Annotated in this window: 15 protein-coding genes; 8 read left to right on the forward strand and 7 right to left on the reverse strand. The window is 29.8% G+C overall.

The genetic code is table 11. The features are described from left to right. The first annotated feature begins 30 nt into the window (after positions 1-30). Together HA145_RS00210 and HA145_RS00215 are read left to right on the forward strand one after the other, a co-directional pair. Entirely contained in the window at positions 31-555 is a 525-nt protein-coding gene (locus HA145_RS00210) for a hypothetical protein (protein ID WP_209127328.1), read from the forward strand. Positions 556-646: 91 nt separating this feature from the next. Further along, complete coding sequence (locus HA145_RS00215) at positions 647-1,102, forward strand: hypothetical protein (protein WP_209127329.1); 456 nt, start codon at positions 647-649, stop codon at positions 1,100-1,102. A gap of 346 nt (positions 1,103-1,448) precedes the next feature. On the opposite strand, the gene HA145_RS00220 is transcribed toward HA145_RS00215, so the two are convergent. Continuing rightward, positions 1,449-1,766 carry a hypothetical protein gene (locus HA145_RS00220; RefSeq protein ID WP_209127330.1) on the reverse strand — a complete coding sequence of 106 codons (318 nt, stop codon included), beginning with the start codon at positions 1,764-1,766 and terminating at the stop codon, positions 1,449-1,451. 290 nt (positions 1,767-2,056) lie between these two features. Here HA145_RS00220 and HA145_RS00225 point away from each other — a divergent pair, with 290 nt between their 5' ends. Beyond that, a complete protein-coding gene (locus HA145_RS00225; protein WP_432421773.1) occupies positions 2,057-2,272 on the forward strand; it encodes a hypothetical protein in 216 nt (71 codons plus the stop codon). Between the two features lie 156 nt (positions 2,273-2,428). Here the strand turns inward: HA145_RS00225 and HA145_RS00230 are convergent, their stop codons facing one another. After that, on the reverse strand, positions 2,429-3,910 hold the full coding sequence (locus HA145_RS00230) for a tetratricopeptide repeat-containing sulfotransferase family protein (protein ID WP_209127331.1): 1,482 nt from the start codon (positions 3,908-3,910) through the stop codon (positions 2,429-2,431). Positions 3,911-4,546: 636 nt separating this feature from the next. Here HA145_RS00230 and HA145_RS00235 point away from each other — a divergent pair. The 4 genes from HA145_RS00235 (at position 4,547) to mrdA (ending at position 7,990) form a co-directional block, all read left to right on the forward strand. Beyond that, positions 4,547-5,260: a PD-(D/E)XK nuclease family protein gene (locus tag HA145_RS00235; protein ID WP_209127332.1), complete on the forward strand. Its 714-nt coding sequence runs from the start codon at positions 4,547-4,549 to the stop codon at positions 5,258-5,260. A 78-nt stretch (positions 5,261-5,338) separates the two neighbouring features. Further along, positions 5,339-5,947, forward strand: a complete 609-nt coding sequence (locus HA145_RS00240) for a hypothetical protein (protein WP_209127333.1) — start codon at positions 5,339-5,341, stop codon at positions 5,945-5,947. A gap of 102 nt (positions 5,948-6,049) precedes the next feature. After that, complete coding sequence (locus HA145_RS00245; RefSeq protein WP_209127334.1) at positions 6,050-6,187, forward strand: hypothetical protein; 138 nt, start codon at positions 6,050-6,052, stop codon at positions 6,185-6,187. Between the two features lie 12 nt (positions 6,188-6,199). Then, a complete protein-coding gene (mrdA, locus tag HA145_RS00250) occupies positions 6,200-7,990 on the forward strand; it encodes a penicillin-binding protein 2 (protein ID WP_209127335.1) in 1,791 nt (596 codons plus the stop codon). 24 nt (positions 7,991-8,014) lie between these two features. Here the strand turns inward: mrdA and HA145_RS00255 are convergent, their stop codons facing one another. The 4 genes from HA145_RS00255 to HA145_RS00270 form a co-directional block, all read right to left on the reverse strand. Continuing rightward, positions 8,015-8,539: an NAD(P)H-dependent oxidoreductase gene (locus HA145_RS00255; RefSeq protein ID WP_209127336.1), complete on the reverse strand. Its 525-nt coding sequence runs from the start codon at positions 8,537-8,539 to the stop codon at positions 8,015-8,017. A gap of 17 nt (positions 8,540-8,556) precedes the next feature. Further along, positions 8,557-10,359, reverse strand: coding sequence for a diflavin flavoprotein (locus HA145_RS00260; RefSeq protein ID WP_209127337.1), 1,803 nt, complete (start codon positions 10,357-10,359; stop codon positions 8,557-8,559). A 212-nt stretch (positions 10,360-10,571) separates the two neighbouring features. Beyond that, positions 10,572-11,402, reverse strand: a complete 831-nt coding sequence (locus tag HA145_RS00265; RefSeq protein WP_209127338.1) for a 2OG-Fe(II) oxygenase — start codon at positions 11,400-11,402, stop codon at positions 10,572-10,574. Between the two features lie 206 nt (positions 11,403-11,608). Further along, a complete protein-coding gene (locus tag HA145_RS00270) occupies positions 11,609-13,384 on the reverse strand; it encodes a diflavin flavoprotein (protein WP_209127339.1) in 1,776 nt (591 codons plus the stop codon). Positions 13,385-13,503: 119 nt separating this feature from the next. Here HA145_RS00270 and alaS point away from each other — a divergent pair, with 119 nt between their 5' ends. Beyond that, positions 13,504-16,164 carry an alanine--tRNA ligase gene (alaS, locus tag HA145_RS00275; protein ID WP_209127340.1) on the forward strand — a complete coding sequence of 887 codons (2,661 nt, stop codon included), beginning with the start codon at positions 13,504-13,506 and terminating at the stop codon, positions 16,162-16,164. Here alaS and speA read toward each other — a convergent pair. Continuing rightward, complete coding sequence (speA, locus tag HA145_RS00280; protein ID WP_209127341.1) at positions 16,149-18,095, reverse strand: biosynthetic arginine decarboxylase; 1,947 nt, start codon at positions 18,093-18,095, stop codon at positions 16,149-16,151. The two genes, alaS and speA, sit on opposite strands and share 16 nt — an antisense overlap. Between the last annotated feature and the right edge of the window lie 118 nt (positions 18,096-18,213).

The raw sequence follows: 18,213 nt of genomic DNA on the forward strand, positions 1-18,213 counted from the left end.
CTAAATTTTATATGGTTTAATTTTTGACTAATGGGAGAAGAAAATAAACGGATAATTCGATATCACGACACTGTACCTCCTTATTGCGATGTGTTTAAAATTTCGGAAAGGAAATATGAAAGCGATACTGACAAGGATCATGATGTTTCATACTCAAAAGAACATTTTGAATTAGAAAGTTCTAACCCTGTAGATACTATTAAAGTGGCAACTTTTGCAAGAAATAAGAAATACAAATCAAATGAAATGATTAAAAAAGATCATTATTATGTTTGTGAATTTACATGGCAACCATATAAAAGGATCAAGGAATTTAAGAATATGGATGAAATGACATATGAAGGTACCGAAATTACAGAAACCAGTCATTTACTCTTCTGGATTTTTTGGGATGAAGATTTTAGTTGTTGGCAGAGATCACCAGCATTTGCTTGTAGGAATGCATTATCACATAATGATGCAGGAGATTGGATGATGAAAGAAATAACTGCGGCAGGGAGCGAAGCGCATGCTGTTGATTACTTCAAAAATGGGGTATTGGAGATATTAATTTAAATATTTTTTACCTAATCAAACTTTATTTTTGCCTCAGTTTTATTTGAAATCAGAATTAAACTTAGAGGCATGAAACATTCTTTTTTGATTAATGGAAAAGGAAACTTATCGAATAGAAGAATATTGGCATAACGAGGTAACCGCTTTTGCTACGGCGTTCGGTATTCTTGGTGAGAGAAAATATCCAAAAGAAGATTTTGCTGAATCAACTGACTTTAATAATCTAGAGAGTTCCTTACCACCAGATACTATTCAAGTTGCAACGTTTTTGTACAAAGAATATTCCACAAAAAAAATATATTTTTATGTTTGCTCATTTCAGGAACCACATCCACATTATTCATATTCTCTCTTCTCTATAATGTGGAGTAGGGATAGTCTTTGGGAATTAAATGCTTGGTATTGTTGTACTGTAAAATCTGAACAACCTCAACCATCTTTACATAAAGAAGCAGCAAATTGGATGTTACAAGAAATGACCACTAAAGGTTGTGCTATTGCTCCAGTAGAAGTCTTCAAAAAAGGAATACTAGAAATATTAATTTGATAATCTCATAGATTTTTTTAATTATATTCGTTTGTTGAATACTTAAATATTCTGTCAATTAATAATGATATCTCTACAAAAATTTATCAAACTGCCAATATCCTTTAGATTGCCCGCTATGACTGGGTTACACGTGAAGAAATCTGTCTTTTTCTTCCCTTAAATCAACTGATATGACTATGTTTTTTATTAATCTTTTAGTAGGTTTTATTGAGTTGGAATGAAAAGTAGGTTATCAACAAATCTTAGTCTAGAAAAATTGGTTAAACATAGGTTTTACATATAAGTAAAAATCTATCTCTATAGAGAACTCATAGAGTTTGAAAATCCTCTACATCTTAAAAAATTAATTGTTTATTTTTTTAATTTTTTCTAAATTCCATTTATCAAATATTAATTTCATTTCTTTTTCGTAGTATTTTACTTTCTTTGAAAAAGGTAATTTTTGAATAATTATCCCAAAGGGGAATTTAAAAAAAGAAGAAACATAAACAAAATAAAACTCGACAAATGAAGGTTTTGGTGGGAGAGGTAAATTTTTTATATATGCCCAATCAATGCATGGTTTTAGTTGCTTATCACTAGCAGTAATATTTTTTCTACATCTCCAGTAAGAGAATAGATAAATTCCTATAAAAATCGGTAGTGGAAGAAGTCGCAACATTAAATATCAAAGATAATTTTTCCCCTCATTGATTCATATTAAAGTGATAGTTAAGTTTTTATGAAAATTCCTGATGATAAACCAAAGCAAAAACTTAACTTATTAAAAATTAAATAAGAGGGCATTTGTTTGCCCTCTTCGAGTCTTATGCACCTCGCTGTCCACAAAGTCGATGAAGTGCTTTTGACTCCTGAATTATTCCTACTCCTACTCAATAGAAAAAGATAGTCGTACAAACCACAAAGCACTTCTACTCGGGTAATAATACTCTATGAATTTCAAGTTAATAGGTGGACAATATAGATATAGATCTAGGAGGTCTTATGAAACTATTCAATCAATTTAACATTCTTCCAAGATACTTAACTGCGTTTAATTATGCAGGGTTAAATCTTAACGAGACTCCAAAAGAACTTGAGAAATGTACCCCTGAGTTTCAAAACTTTTGGGATAAAGAATGTAGGGAACATCCAACAAATCAAAATTGTCTAATTTACTGTGACTGAGGTTTTAATTTTTAGTCTTTATTAAATAAACTTTTGCTAACAAAAAGTTTCATAATAGAGGTCAAAAATAATCTCTAAAGATAACTTTTAAGCAGTTTGTTAAAGAATTTAATAAAAATTTTAAGATATAAAAAATCGCAGTTTTTTATTAATTATTTAAAAAGGTAAGTTTCGATATTTTTCAGATTGGGTGAGTATTTCTATACAAGGTTTCATTATATCTTTATAGTTTTTCCACCCACCGATTGATTTTGAATTGATGGGGGATCTCACTTGAACTTTGCTTGCTGTAAATATTTCGCGTGGATTTAAATGTGGAGACAGATATGCATCGCTCCACTCCCAACCTAACCAAGAGATTAAAGATTTAATTTCTTGGTTAGGATTACAAACTAAGGAGTCATAATTTAAGTCATATATTTTTGATCTAAATCTACTTTTATAATTGCTCATTATTTCTTCTTGTTTTAAATAAATAATTGCACAATCCATCAAAGAAGAGGAATATTCATTTCCCTGTGTAAAATGAGCACGATAAATTGAGAGAATATTATCTAAGGGATTTCGATAACAATGAATAATTTTTGAGTTCGGTATTTTTTTTGCAATAATACCTGCGTATAAAAAATTATATAAATTTTTATTAGTTGTTTTATTTGATTGTTTCTTAAGATCTCTGATTTTCTCCCAATATCTTTCAGCCAGATTTAACTTTTGGTTGCTTTTTTTATAATCCAAAAATGATTTTTCTAAGATCTCACTTTCACCTAAATCATCGATATCAGGGTTCATACTTAGAATTGATTCCAATAATGTAGAACCACTTCTTGGCATTCCCACAATAAAAATACTTTCATGAGATTTTATATATTCTTTTTGATTGATTGCTTGTTTATTAGATTCAATAAGTAATGCTTTAGATTTATTAATAAGAGCATCACAGTTGGATGGATGAAGGGTAAGTTTTAATTGATTTGCTAACTGAAGGAATTTAGAGCTATCTTCGTAATTTTTTTCTTTGTGAAGAATATTTGCTCTAGCAAAGTAAATATTAATTTGATCTTCTTTTGTCTTGAGATTTAAAATACTTTCATTAAATAGCTGATTTTTCCAGTTCTTATTTTCACTAGAGTATTTAAGTGAGGATAGTAAATAGTATGCTTCTGTATAATTAGGATTGAGTTTAATTACTTTGCTGTATGATAATTCTGCTTCCTTTAATTTTCCAAGATTAGATAAAGCATGTCCAAGGTTAAAATATGCTTTTACGTAATTAGGATTTAGTTCAATTGCTTTTCGGTATAGTAATTCTGCTTCCTTTAATTTTCCACGGGTAGACATTAGATGTCCAAGATTGTAATGTACTTCCGCATGTTTAGGATTAAGTTCAATTGCTTTTCGGTATAGTAATTCTGCTTCTTTTAGTTTGCCAAGATCAGACAATATAACTCCATAATTAGAAAAAACTAAGTGATTTTTAAAACCTTGATCTATAAAAGATTTATAGTATTTTGCTGCTTCTGAAATATTACCTTTTGAGTGAAAATAAAATGCTTTATTTATTATTTGCTCTTGAGAGGCTTTACTTTTCTTCTTGCCTGTTTTTTTAGATTTATACTCCTCTCCAAAACCTTTCATTATCAAGTTACATATTGAAATTTATTAATTATTATAATGTTTGTTGAATCTGTGAGATACATTTCTACCTTAATACTTTAATTCCATTTATTTTGCATTTTGAGTAATTACTTCTATAAACCTTCTAAGTAATTATTTATAAATATACTATATTTTCTTTTGATTAGAAGAGTTTTTCTATTGATTTATTAATTAAATATTTAATGTCAGATGAATAAAGATTGCGTTAGATATAATCTACCGAATATAGATATTTAGAATTAAAAATTTTTTTTAAATCGATTTTTTTAAATAGAATTACGTATTTATTGTATTAATATTCAGAATCTTAAAGTAAATTTAAAATAAGTAATATTTTAGTTTTACTTATAAACTATTCAAAAAATGAATCATTTTTTTGAGCGTGACTATAAAAATTCTTGTAATTAATCTTCGAGTACCTACAATATATCTTAGAGGTATTTTTATTTCTAAAATTTAAGCTTACAGCATTTTTATCTTATGTTTTTGCACAAAATTTTCTCCTTTTTAATACGAGATTAGAGCAATGAAAATATTAGTTGATAGTAATTTATCAAATCTTTTAAAATTTTTGAATTAAATTCATAAGAAATTTTTATATTAGATTTAAATGTAATGAGTGAGATTATTAAATTAAGTCGTACTACTGTTGAGAAATATCTTAATTGTCCAAGATGTTGTGTACTTGATAAAAAATTTAAAATAAAACCACCATCATTACCTTTTACTCTAAATATAGCTGTAGATAATTTATGTAAAAATGAATTTGACTATTATAGAGAAATACAGAAACCGCATCCTTTATTTGATAAATATGGCATTGATGCTATTCCTTTTAAACATAAAAATTTAGAAATTTGGAGAAGTAATTTTCAAGGCATTAGATTTAAATGTATCGAAAATAATTATGATTTTGGAGGAGCAATAGACGATATTTGGCAGAAAAAAAATGGTGACCTTATTCTTGTTGATGTAAAAGCGACATCTAGAAATAACTTTGATTGGTCCGAGACTTTTAATAAATACGAATATGCAAAAGCTTATAAGAGGCAATTGGAAATGTATCAGTGGCTATTTAAAAAAAATGGTTTTCAAGTCGCTAATGAAGCTTATCTTCTGTATTTTAATGGAAAAAAAAATGAAGAGTTTTTTAATAATCAACTGAATTTTGACGTACATTTAATTAGGTTAGATTGTTCTACATCATGGGTTGAGTCTAAGATAATTGACACTGTAAATTTATTACGTTCGAATCATTTCCCAAAACCTTCAATAAATTGCGAATACTGCAATTATTTAAAAAAGCGTTGGCAATTATCAATGACTTAATACTCATAAAATTTGTTCATATTGATGGAAAAATATTTAATAAAAGATAATCTTTAAATAGATTATTAATAAAGACTTTTGATAGAATCGACAAAATCTGAAAGAACGCTTACTAAGCATCTTCAGCAAGATATAGTAAAAATATCTGGAAAAACAATTTTTATAAATCCTTTTTTGTATTGGAGAAGGTTTGACGACAATACCAATAGATGGCTAAGAGAACCAGGTCAAATGTCAGAGGACCAAATTCAACCTAATAGGAATCGTTTTTATCCAGAAATAGATTGGGTTGATTTAAGTCATGAACAAAAGCTTATAAAAGATGCCACAGTCGAGATGTTTTTAAAAACTCTTGAATTAATAAGTACATTTCATCCCTACCTTAGTTCAGGGCAGCTATTGGAAGTTGAAAGAAAAATGGCAGTTACAAAAAAGATTCCTTTTGAAAAGTGGGTTACAAAATCCTTTGCCAAAAAAGCAAGATTATTAGAAAATGAAAAAAGAAAATTCCAAAGAGAAAGGTTTTTTAGTAATTGGAGGGAATGGTTTAGTCTTGAAAATACCCAACAAGCTATTTTGCCATTAATAGTTACGATATTTATTTCATCATTTATTGGCTGGTCTTTAGGAATATCGAAAAATAGTTGTAATCCTTATTTTGAACAAAGCTTAGATCAGTTAAATTAAAATATTTAATATTTTTTAGTATTCAACTTAATATTATTTTGAAAAAATAATAATATTCATTTATGATTGTATTAACTGGAATAAAAAATTATTTAATATTGTATGAGTCAAAACTTCTCTTCAAATAATAATGAGAATAATGATTCCTCTCACCAAGAGAGTGACTATGAAAATTTGATTAAAAGACTAAAAGAGATAAGCACCAATATTTCTTTATTGGAAAAAAAAATATTGAGATAAATTTTTAATTTTTTGATAAAAAGTAATTCTAATAAAAAACTTATTTCATTCAAGAGACAACCTTTAGTCTTACTTATTCTTTCTTCTTTTACTTTCTTCTTGATTTTATTAAGGTTAATTTTTTTACAACTATTAAATTATGAATCCTTTAAGAAAATGTCAGATGAGAATAGGATTAGATTAATTGCATCACCACCAATACGTGGAAGAATACTTGATAAAAGTGGTAATGTCTTAGCAGATAGTAGAATTCAATACTCTTTAATAATAAAGCCTCAATCTTTAGACGTAAGCAATTGGCAAAAACATAAATTAATTCTTTCTGAATTATTAAATATTGATAGAGATTTCATTCAAAAAAAATATTTAGATGGTTTACGAAATAAGAAACTTTCAGTAAATATAATTGAGGATTTAAATATTGATCAATTAATAAAATATAAAGAAAACGAAAATATTGTATCAAGTTTTGAAATTGCGACGAAATTAATTAGAAATTACCCTTATAAATCTGTTGCTGCTCACGTAATTGGCTATACTCAGCCAATAAATAAGTCAGAATATAAATTTTTATCTAATAAGGGTTATAAATTAAATGATCTAATTGGGAGAACTGGAATTGAATATGTTTATGAAGACTTAATAAGAGGTGAATGGGGCGGAGAGATGATTGAAGTAAATTCTTTAGGTAACTTTCAGAAATCTTTAGGAACAAAACCCTCATTACAAGGAAATGATATTAAATTGACAATTGACATAAACCTGCAATTAGTTGCTGAGGAAGTTCTTAAAGATAAAAAAGCTGGAGCGATAATAGTAATGGACCCAAGGGATGGTGCGATAAGAGCAATGGCAAGTAAGCCTACTTTTGATTTAAATTTTTTCTCAAAAGATTTTAAGCCTCAAGCAGAATACGATAAGATATTTAATTCCCCTGAAAAACCTCTTTTTAATAGAGCTTTAAATGCTTATGATCCAGGAAGTGTTTGGAAAATTGTAACGGCCTTAGCTGGCTTGGAAAGTGGGAAATTTCCGATTGATACTATGCTAGATACAAAACCATGTATAACTTATGGAAATCAATGTTTTAGAGAGCACAATGATTTAGGTTTTGGAGTTATAGGTTATGAAGATGCTTTAAGAGTTTCTAGTAATACATTCTTTTATCAAATTGGATATGGAGTAGGAGTCGATGAAATTTATGAGGTATCAAGAAAGCTTGGTTTTAATGCTTTATCTGGGATTGAAATTTCAGAACAAGAAAATATAGGATTAGTCGCTAGTAGTGAATGGGCTAAACAAGGTCGAGGATGGGGTGAACCAGGAAGAACTCCTTGGCTTCCAGAAGATATTGCGAGTATGTCGATTGGACAATTTGTCGTTCAAGTTACTCCTATTCAAATAGCGAAAGCATATGCTGCAATTGCTAATGGAGGCTATCTAGTTACTCCTCATTTAGTTGAAAAAGATGAAGAATATCTTTCAGATAAAAAACAAATTAAAATTGAAATTGATTCGAATAATATTCAGCTGATAAGAAGTGGTCTGAGGAAAGTAGTAGAGTCTGGTACAGGAGTATCAATTAATTATGGAGTTTCAAATTTACCTCCAGTTTCAGGCAAAACTGGAACAGCTGAAGATGGTGAAGGCGGCTCTGATCATGCTTGGTTTGTTTGCTTTACTCCTTCTCAAAAGAGTGAATTGTTGATAGTTGCATTCGCACAAAATACTCCTGGTGGGGGGTCTGTTCATGCACTTCCTATGGCTAGAAAAATTTTAAAAGTTTGGAATGAAAAAGAATGATACTAATTCCTAACTTATAGAAGTTTATATGTTTATTTTTTTCATTTGTAACAGTCTTTTGATGATGTCCTCAATACTTTTAGTATCTACTGGTTTGCTATATGAGGATAAAAGTTGTCTGCCTAATACTTGACTCCCTAAATGAACTAATTGAATACGTAATGAGGTAAGCAGTTCTAATCCTATACCACCAGAAAATGTTGCAATCGCAATTGGTTGACCATTAAATAAATTTCTAAAGTCATCTCCCGAAATAGAAAGCCATGCTATGAAGTTAGATAGAATGGGAGGGATGGATCCATTATATTCAGGAGCACAAATAACCCATTTTTCTGTTGAGAAAAGCTTTTTTTTAATAGAAACTATTACATCTGGAATATTATCTTTAGTGTGAATTCGTGGATTAAATAGTGGAATATCAAGAGTGGTAAGATCTAATATTTCTGAACTTATTTTGAGTTCATGACTTTTTTCAAGAAACTTCTCGGAAAGTTCTAGATTTTTTCCACAACTAGCCGAAATTATTATTAGATCTTTTGATTGATTCATAAATTAGATAAATAAGGTTAATAGTTTGCACCCGTTTTGCGATGATGCACAGCTGTTAGAATATCGGACTTTAGTATATTACCGTGTAGTACTTCAGCGTATATTACCCAATGATCTCCACATTCCATTCTTTCTTTCACTGAAGCATCTAACCATGCTAAAGATTCTGGAATAATTATCTGTTCATTAGGAGTCAATTCAATATCTAAACCTTTAAATCTGTCTTCTCCTGGTGCAAATGGTTTTGTGAATCTTTTCAAAGGCTCTTTGTAATCTTTTTCACTTAAAATATTTAAAGCAAATAAATCTCCAATTTGAAGAAGAGATTCTACCGATCTATCTTTTGCTACCGCAATACTTAACCCTGGTGGAGAAAAACTTGCTTGACTAACCCAAGATGCAAGCATAGCGCCTTTTATATTATTCTCATTTTTTCCTTTAGAGGCAGTTAGCACACAAAGTGAACCAATTATTCTTCCAAGAGCTTGCAATTTTGGATCTGTTTTGCTAGAAATCATTCCCGTATCTGTTTTTCTAGTTTTTATCTTTGTTTGCTTTATAATTTTTCTCCCAAAATGAGTTCCTATCTCTTCTAATTCTTTAATCTTTGGTTTGTCTGGGCTAAATTTAATTCTTATGGGATCAAAACTAAACTTAAAACCACCGTCTTTTAATTTTGATTCAAGTAGATCTATTGCTTCACCGCTCCAGCCAAAGCTACCAAAAATCCCAACAGGTTTATCTCTGTTACCCTCTGATAATAATGTTCCTAGGGCGCTGACTATAGGAGTTGGAGCATGACCTCCGAGTGTGGGCGAACCGATTAAATATCCATCCGCATTTTGTATAGATTTTATTAGAACATCATTAGGTGTAAACTCACAATTAATACTTTGAACTTCAACCGAAGTTCTATTTATTCCTTTAGCCAATGCATCTCCTATAGAGGCTGTATTCCCATATGCACTTGCATAAATCAAAGCGATTCTAGGATTGTTAGTTGAGAGATTTTCACCCCATCTGATGTAGTCATTAAGAAAGCTTTTTAAGCTATATTCAATAGCGGGTCCATGTAATGGTGCAATAGTTTTTATTTCATATTCAGCAATTTTTTCAGTGATTGTTACCACTTGGTTGGACATGGGTGCCATTAGACAATCATAAAAGTGTTTCCGATCAATTTCTGTACTAACTCGATTTGTCTCAGACCAATATTCAGCTGCAATGTGCGCAGAGAAAAATTTTTCACTTATAAGTATTTCTTGATTCCGTTCATAGACTATTAGTCCTCCTGGCCATCGTGCGGTTGGAATAGGAATTAATTCAAGTAAAATATTATCTAATTCTAATTTCAGTTCTTTTTTTATAATGTTTATTTTGGGTAATTGAATATCAATATTATTTTTTAAATTGGGGTTCTTTTGATTCCAAAGCTCGTTAATAAGTTTAAAGCCAGGATTTGAGCAAGTGATAGTTAGGTTTTGAAATCTTGCACTGATGTTTTTTATAGTTTCTATTACTTGGGGATTAATATGACCAGAAATGATATTAATTTTTTGAAATTTAAATTGATTAAATAAATCGCATATTTTTTTGTTAAATGCATCTAAATTTTGTTTTTCAGGTGGATGAATAATAAATAGATCATCTTTACTTCTAATTAAAAAAGTATTAAAAGAGGTCCCTTTTTCAAGATTAAATTCAAGCTCAAATCTTTCTTTATTTTGATCTAAAAATCTGATACAAGTAATATTTTCAGTAATTTCAAATTCTAATAAGTTTTGATTTTGAGAGATTAAGCTTGTATTAATAACTGACATTTTCAAAGATTTATTTTTTAGTACAAAACATAACTTTCCAGCTCATTATCGAAATAGATATGTTTTTTAAGTGACTTTCAATTTTCGAATCAAACATTATATGTTCTAAGTTATATTGTTTTCAGTAGATTATAATCATATAGTTTAGTTACCGCTGTTATTCGTCTGTTTTAATTACGCAAAAATTTTTTGTCAAATGCGATTCTTTCTCTTTAATCACTTTTTTTATGGTAATTAGTTGAAATAGATTTTCCAGATATTGTGAATATGAACTTCTTTACGGATGTTCTAATATATGAATTTAATTGCAGATAAGTTCCTTTAAATAATTCTTTCTTGAATCCACGAAAAGTTGTTGAGTGATAATATTTTTTACCTGATGGAGAATTTATTGAAAAGTAATAATTACTTATACATTTTCTTCTTTTTGTTTTCGACAGGATTTTTTTGACTCCATGTATTGATTTATTATCAGTTCTCATTATGAGCAATCTATTAAACTTGCACTTTATTATCTCTTCTTTATTTTTAATCCCATCAGGATAAAGGACTAATTCACCTCCATCTTTTTTCGGAATCCAGTCTTGATTGACGTAATAAAGTAGATTTAATCTTCTGAAGTTTTTTAAATTTCTATCATGAGAATTGTCAATATGAGGGTTAAGGTAACATCCTTTGCTCATGCTTGATATCCCTCCTGCATAAAGTTCTGGATCACCTATTAAATCTTTAATATTTGTAATTTGACCAATTATTTTTATTATGCTTTCTTCTTGAAATGAATATAAGCATTCTTGGACTAATTTTTGTCTATCAGAAAAATTTACACCGACATATTTATTCTCTGATGGCCCATTTAAATGATTCAGTTCTTTCTCTTCTGGAAAGTCAAAATGTAATTTCGATGCGATTTCGTTTGGTAATAAGTTATCGATTATTAGATGGTTTATTGAACCTGATTGTTCATATTTTTTTGTTAAAAAATTTATTCCTATTTCATTAAGTCTTTTTTTTATCAGTTCAGAAATTTCTTGCCTATCCAAAATTCTTAAAATTCTTAAATAAGGTTAAGTGGTAAAATAATTTTTTTCAAATTATACAGATAATAATAACACTGTTTTTCTGACTCATGCTGGGATAATTTTTAATATTGAAAATATCACTTCATAATTGGAATTTATATTTTGCAGTTTATAATTTGCGTAATCCATTAATATTATAAATTCCTTTTAATATCTTTCTTGAGCAGTTAATAATGATTTGCAACTTTCCTGTGATGAACTGCCGTTTTACAAGATAGGTCTGAAACGTTTCCATTTTCAACAATACCGTAAATTATCCAGTGATCTGGAGTTTCTAATCGGGAGTTGACTCGACAATCTAAAAATGCAAGAGAATCTGAAAGAACTGGTCCTCCTTCTGCAATGTTATTTATTACATCTATATCAGCAAATCTATCGGCTCCAGGCGCAAACCTCTTTAAAAAGTGCCTAAACATTTTTTGGTAGTTATCTTCTCGTAAAACATTCACAACAAAACCTTTCCCAACTTGCATATAAGATTCAATGGCTCTATCTTTTGCTACTGCTACCGTAATACCTGGTGGAGAAAAACTTGCTTGACTAACCCAACTGGCGACCATTGCACTTTGTCGAAACGTGGAACCTTCTCCCTGGCTAGCTGTAACTACATATAATCCTCCACTTAATCTACCTAAAGCTTTATCTAAATTTGAATCGACGCTTTTCATTGAGGCAATATTTTTCTTTTTATTGATCAATTGACCCAAGTCAGTACCTGCCTCTTCGAATTGTTGATAAACAATTGGATCTGGAATATTTTTAACCCTTAGAGGCGAAAAGGCTTCTTTCTGGCCCAGTTCTCTTAATTTACTTGCTAAAGAATCTATTGGCTCATCATTTCCTCCGAATGCATCATAAACAGCAGTAAATTGTTTAGGCTTCAATGCGGCAAACAAAGTGCCAAGAGATTCTTTTAATTCATTATCTGAATCAACTGGCCATGTGGGAATTACCACTGCTTTTGATTCAGAAATTAAACCTGTTAATTCCTGAGGATCAGAAGATCTTAAATCAATTAATTGTACTTGTGCATCTGCCTTACTTATTCCATGAGAAATAGCCTGGCTTAGTCGATCACAATATCCATAGTCACTTATGTAGCAAACAGCTACAAATTCGTTTCCCTTACTTTTATTACTGCTCCATTCTAGATATTTTCCTTTCCAAAAATTGACTTGATTATGAAGTAAAGGTCCATGACCTACGGCTATTGTTTTTAATTCAGGTAGCTTATCTATTCTTTTAATTGCCTGAATAACGCTTCTAGCGTTTGGACCCATTAGACAATCGTAATAAAAACGAAAATCATCATAAATTTCTTTTTGGTCAGTGTCATAAAATTCATCAGAACAATAGTGGAGTCCAAATGCATCGCATGTATAGAGAACATGAGTGCTGTGGTCATATGAAAAAATTGTATCTGGCCAATGTAAATTTGGTGCGCTTATAAATTCAATATTATGTTCTAAACCGCTATTAGGATTGGTCCCCAGATTTAAAAACTCTCCACTTTTGACTTCTAGACGATTAAAGGGAATATGTATTTGGTCTTCAATGAATTTAAGGGCTAATTTTGATCCTACTATTGTGATATCTTTGTTTAATTTCAAAAGATTACCTATTAAACCAGAATGATCAGGTTCTGTATGGCTTGTAATTAGATAATCAATTTCTTGTGGATTTACTTTTTTAAGTAATTCTTCAAACCATAATTCTTCGAACTTTGCGTGACTAGTATCAATAATTGCTAGTTTTTCACCTTTAATAATGAAACTATTGTAAGTAGTTCCATTTCTTAATCCAAATTCAATATCAAATCTACTGCGATCCCAATCCAAAGATCTTATGGCACATGAATCATCAGCAAAGTTTTGAGATTGAATTGTCAACTTATTATTTATTTGTGCCAATTTAGAATTACTTGTCTGGGCAGAGGCTAGCATAGGACAAATCGCGTTATAGAATAACTCTAGTTATGTAGAATATAAATCCGCGTGATTATTTTTGCGAAATAACCGAAATTACGCTTTTCTTTAATTTTTATTATTTTTATTCAGGATAAATGACATCTCAACTAATTAAAAAAATAGTTACTGGAGATGAGATAAGAAATGCTTTTTTAAAATTTTACAGTGAAAAATTACATAAAATCATTCCAAGCGCATCTTTAATTCCAGATGATCCTACCGTTATGCTCACAATTGCTGGGATGCTACCTTTTAAACCAGTTTTTTTAGGTTTAAAAGAAAGACCATCAAAAAGGGCTACATCTAGCCAAAAGTGCATTAGAACAAACGATATTGAAAACGTTGGAGTTACAGCTAGACACCATACTTTTTTTGAAATGCTTGGGAATTTCTCTTTTGGAGATTATTTTAAACGAGAGGCTATTCAGTGGGCTTGGGAATTAGTTACTAATATTTATCAACTTTCCCCTGAAAATATAATTGTGAGTGTCTTTCATGAAGATGGAGAGTCTGCAGAAATTTGGAGAGATGAAATTGGTATTCATCCAGATAGAATAGTGAAACTAGGTGAGAAAGATAATTTTTGGTCCTCTGGAAAGACAGGTCCATGTGGACCTTGTTCAGAACTTTATTATGATTTTTATCCCGAAAAAGGTCTGCAGAATATTGATTTAGAAGATGGAGATCGTTTTATTGAATTTTATAATCTTGTTTTTATGCAATATAATCGCGATCCTAATGGAAAATTGACAGATTTAAAATTTAAAAATATTGATACAGGAATGGGCCTTGAGAGGATGGCTCAAATATTGCAAAAAAAGCAAAATAATTATGAGACAGATTTAATTTTTCCTATCATTCAAAAAACTTGTGAGATTGCAAATATTGATTATTTTTCTTCAAATGATAAAAACAAAATTTCTTTAAAAATTATTGGAGATCATACAAGAGCTGTTATTCATCTAATTTCTGATGGAGTAGCAGCAAGTAATCTCGGCAGGGGTTATATATTGAGAAGGCTTATTAGAAGAATGGTCAGACATGGGAGATTATTGGGTATAACAAATGAATTTTTACCGCATATTGCTACTGTCGGGATCAATTTAATGAAAAAAAATTATCCTGATTTAAAAAATAATAATAATTTAATTTTGAATGAGATAAAAATTGAAGAAGTAAGGTTTAGGGAAACTCTTGAAAGGGGAGAGAAATTGTTAGATGAATTAATTTCTTCAGGTCAGAAATTAATATCTGGTTTTAAAGCTTTTGAACTTTATGATACTTATGGATTTCCTCTAGAACTTACTGTTGAAATTGCTGAGGAAAATAGTATCAGTGTAGATGTAAAGGGTTTTGAAGAAGAAATGAATGCACAAAAAGAGAGAGCGAAAGCTGCTTCTAGTAATATTGATTTGACATTAGAGGGATCATTAGAACGAGAAATAGATCTTTTTAACAAAACTGTTTTTCATGGTTATGATTCACTTCTTTCGGAAGCAGCAGTAAAGGGTATATTCTTGGATTCAACATTAGTTAAGCAAGCAAGTGAAGGTCAGAAAGTTTTAATTGTTCTTGATCAGACAACTTTTTATGGAGAATCTGGCGGTCAAGTTGGTGATATTGGAACGATATTTTCAAAAGATGTAGAGGTCTTAGTTGAAAATGTAATTCGAAAGAAAAATGTTTTTTTACATTATGGAACTATTAAAAAAGGAATATTAACTATTGGACAAAAAGTTAAGACTAATGTTAAATCCTCTAATAGAGCTAAGGCTGCTGCAAATCATACAGCGACCCATTTATTGCAATCTGCTCTCAAATTAATTGTTGATGAAAGTGTTGGACAAAAAGGTTCATTGGTAGCCTTTAATAAATTAAGATTTGACTTTAATTCTTCTAAGCCTATATCTAAAGATCAAATTTCTAAGATTGAGAGTCTAGTAAACTATTGGATTATGGAAAATCATATCCTAGAAATAAAAAATATGTCTAAGAGTGACGCCCTTGAAAAGGGTGCAGTGGCCATGTTTGGAGAAAAATATGATGATGAAGTGCGCGTTGTTAATGTGCCAGGAGTTTCAATGGAACTTTGTGGTGGCACACATGTTAAAACTACATCTGAATTAGGTTCTTTCAAAATAATCAGTGAGGAAGGAATCTCAGCCGGAGTAAGAAGAATCGAAGCATTATCTGGTCAATCAGCATTCGACTATTTCAGTGATAGAAATGCTTTAGTTAATCAACTAAGTGATTTGTTAAAAGCAAATCCTAATCAACTTTTTGAAAGAGTTAATAATTTGCAAGCAGAACTTATCAATAAGAATAAAGAGATACAAAAAATGAAAGATGAAATTGCATATTTTAAATACTCTTCTATGAAATCATCCGCAGAAATAATAAATTCTTTTTCAATTTTAGTAAATCAGATTGATGGCTTAGATGGAAATTCTTTGCAATCTGCAGCCCTTAATTTAACTTCTCATTTAGGAAAGAAAGCATTAGTGATTCTTGGGGGAATACCAAATCCAGAAAATAGAAAGTTGTTATTTGCAGTTTCTTTAGGTGATGATGCGGTAAAATTAGGATTGCATGCAGGTAAATTAATTAACGAGATTGCAAGAATTTGTTCGGGAGGCGGAGGAGGTAAGCCTAACTTTGCTCAAGCAGGTGCTAAAGATATTGATAAGTTAAGTGTTGCTTTAGATTATGCTAAAAATCATTTGCAAAAAACATTGGAAAGTTATTCTGATAAATAACTACTTTTTCTGAGACTCATTTCGATTTGATCAATTAATTTTCTTGCCTCTTCAATAGTTAATTTTTTTTGATCAATTGCTGATTCAGTATTAATCCTTATAGATTCAACCAAAGAAGCTGAACTGTAATCCAATAACTGTAAAATTTCAGATTTACTTTCCTCTTTAATAATATTTTTGACCTTATATGAATTATCTTGATTTATATCTATATGAACAACGTTTGTATTGCCAAATAAATTGTGAAAGTTTCCCAATGCTTCTTGATAGGCTCCAGTCATGAAAATTCCAATTAGATAATCTTTATCTAGTTCTGGCTTATGTAAATTAAGTAATGATTTAATTTTTCCATCATCAATAAAATTATTGAGTTTCCCATCTGAATCACAAGTTAAATCTGCAAAGTTGCCTTTGCAGAAAGGTTCTTCTAAGTGCCTATGTATTGGTACTATTGGAAAAATCTGATTGATTGCCCAGCTATCGGGAATAGATTTAAAGATAGATAAATTTGCATAATAAGTTGACGCGAGAGTTTCTGTAATTTCAGATAAATCGGGGTGATTGATTTCATCATTATTCAGGTTATTAGAAATTTCTTTTGCGCAAGCCCATGTAAGTTCTTCGGCATAAGCTCGTTCTGCCAAACTTAAAAATCCTAATCTAAAGGCAACTAAGCAATCTTCTTTAAACTTTTTTGCATCATTCCATAGTTCAATTATTTGAGATAAATTTATTTTTTTATTTTTAAGTTTTTTTAATTCATAGAAAGTTTCAAGTAAATTTGAAATGATTAATTGTTGATCTTTTTTATCAAAAATTTGTATTTTGGAACTGACATGACTTGTTCCTAAGACATTAAAAATTAAAACTGAACAATGACTAATTATTGCTCTTCCACTTTCTGAGATTATTATTGGATGCTTGATATTATTTAATTCACATGAATCTTTAATGGTTGCGATTACATCGTTAGCATAATTTTGAAGAGAATAATTAGTAGAGGTGTTGGAAGAGGTTTTAGTTCCATCAAAATCTATCCCTAATCCTCCCCCTACGTCGATATATTGCATTGGGGCACCAAGTTTAGATAGTTCAACATATATTTGACTCGCTTCTTGTAATGCGTCTTTAATCACAGCAATATCACTTATTTGACTTCCTATGTGAAAATGGAGCAATTTCATTTCGTTTATAAGATTTGCTTCTTTAAGTTCTTTTATTGTCGACATAATTTCTGGAATTGATAATCCAAATTTGGAATTATCTCCAATAGATTTGCCCCACCTACCACTACTTTTACTTGATAACTTTGCTCTAATTCCTATCAATGGAGTTGCGTTAAGTTCTTGTACTGCTTGAATAATTCTTTTTACCTCATCTGTTTGTTCAATAACTATTATTGGATTTTTGCCGAGTTTTCTGGCCAAAGTAGCAATCTCAATATATTTTTTATCTTTATATCCGTTGCATATTAATAATGAATTTTGGTTTTCAAGAAGTGCAAGGCCAATTAATAGTTCTGATTTACTTCCTACTTCTAAACCAAAATTCCATTGACTACCAAACTCTATTATCTTTTCCAAGATATTTTTTTGTTGATTACATTTGACAGGAAAAACTCCTTGATAGATATTTTCATATTTGTAGGTTTTTATTGCTTTTGAAAAAGCATTATGTAGTGCATTTATTCGATCTTTTAAGATATCGTTAAATCTTATGATTAATGGAGGATTGATTTCTCTACTTTTAAGTTCTTTGACAAGCTTGAAAAGATCAATCTTATTTTCAGAATTTATATCTTTAGTTACTGATATATTTCCTTTGGAATTTATAGAAAAATATTTATCCCCCCATTTGTCTATTTTGTAAGTCGAAATACTATCTTCAATAGTCCAAATATTTTTTAATTTTTTCGGCTCAAAATTGGTCACTTTATGTCTAATTGATTAATAAATGTTTTTGAAAATAACTAAAAACAATATCTATTATTTTAATGATTACTTGCCAAGTTACCACCCAAAAGTTGAATATACATAGAGTGATTATTAA

It is taken from the genome of Prochlorococcus marinus XMU1411 (genome assembly GCF_017696075.1).
Classification (GTDB): Bacteria; Cyanobacteriota; Cyanobacteriia; order PCC-6307; family Cyanobiaceae; genus Prochlorococcus_A; species Prochlorococcus_A marinus_V.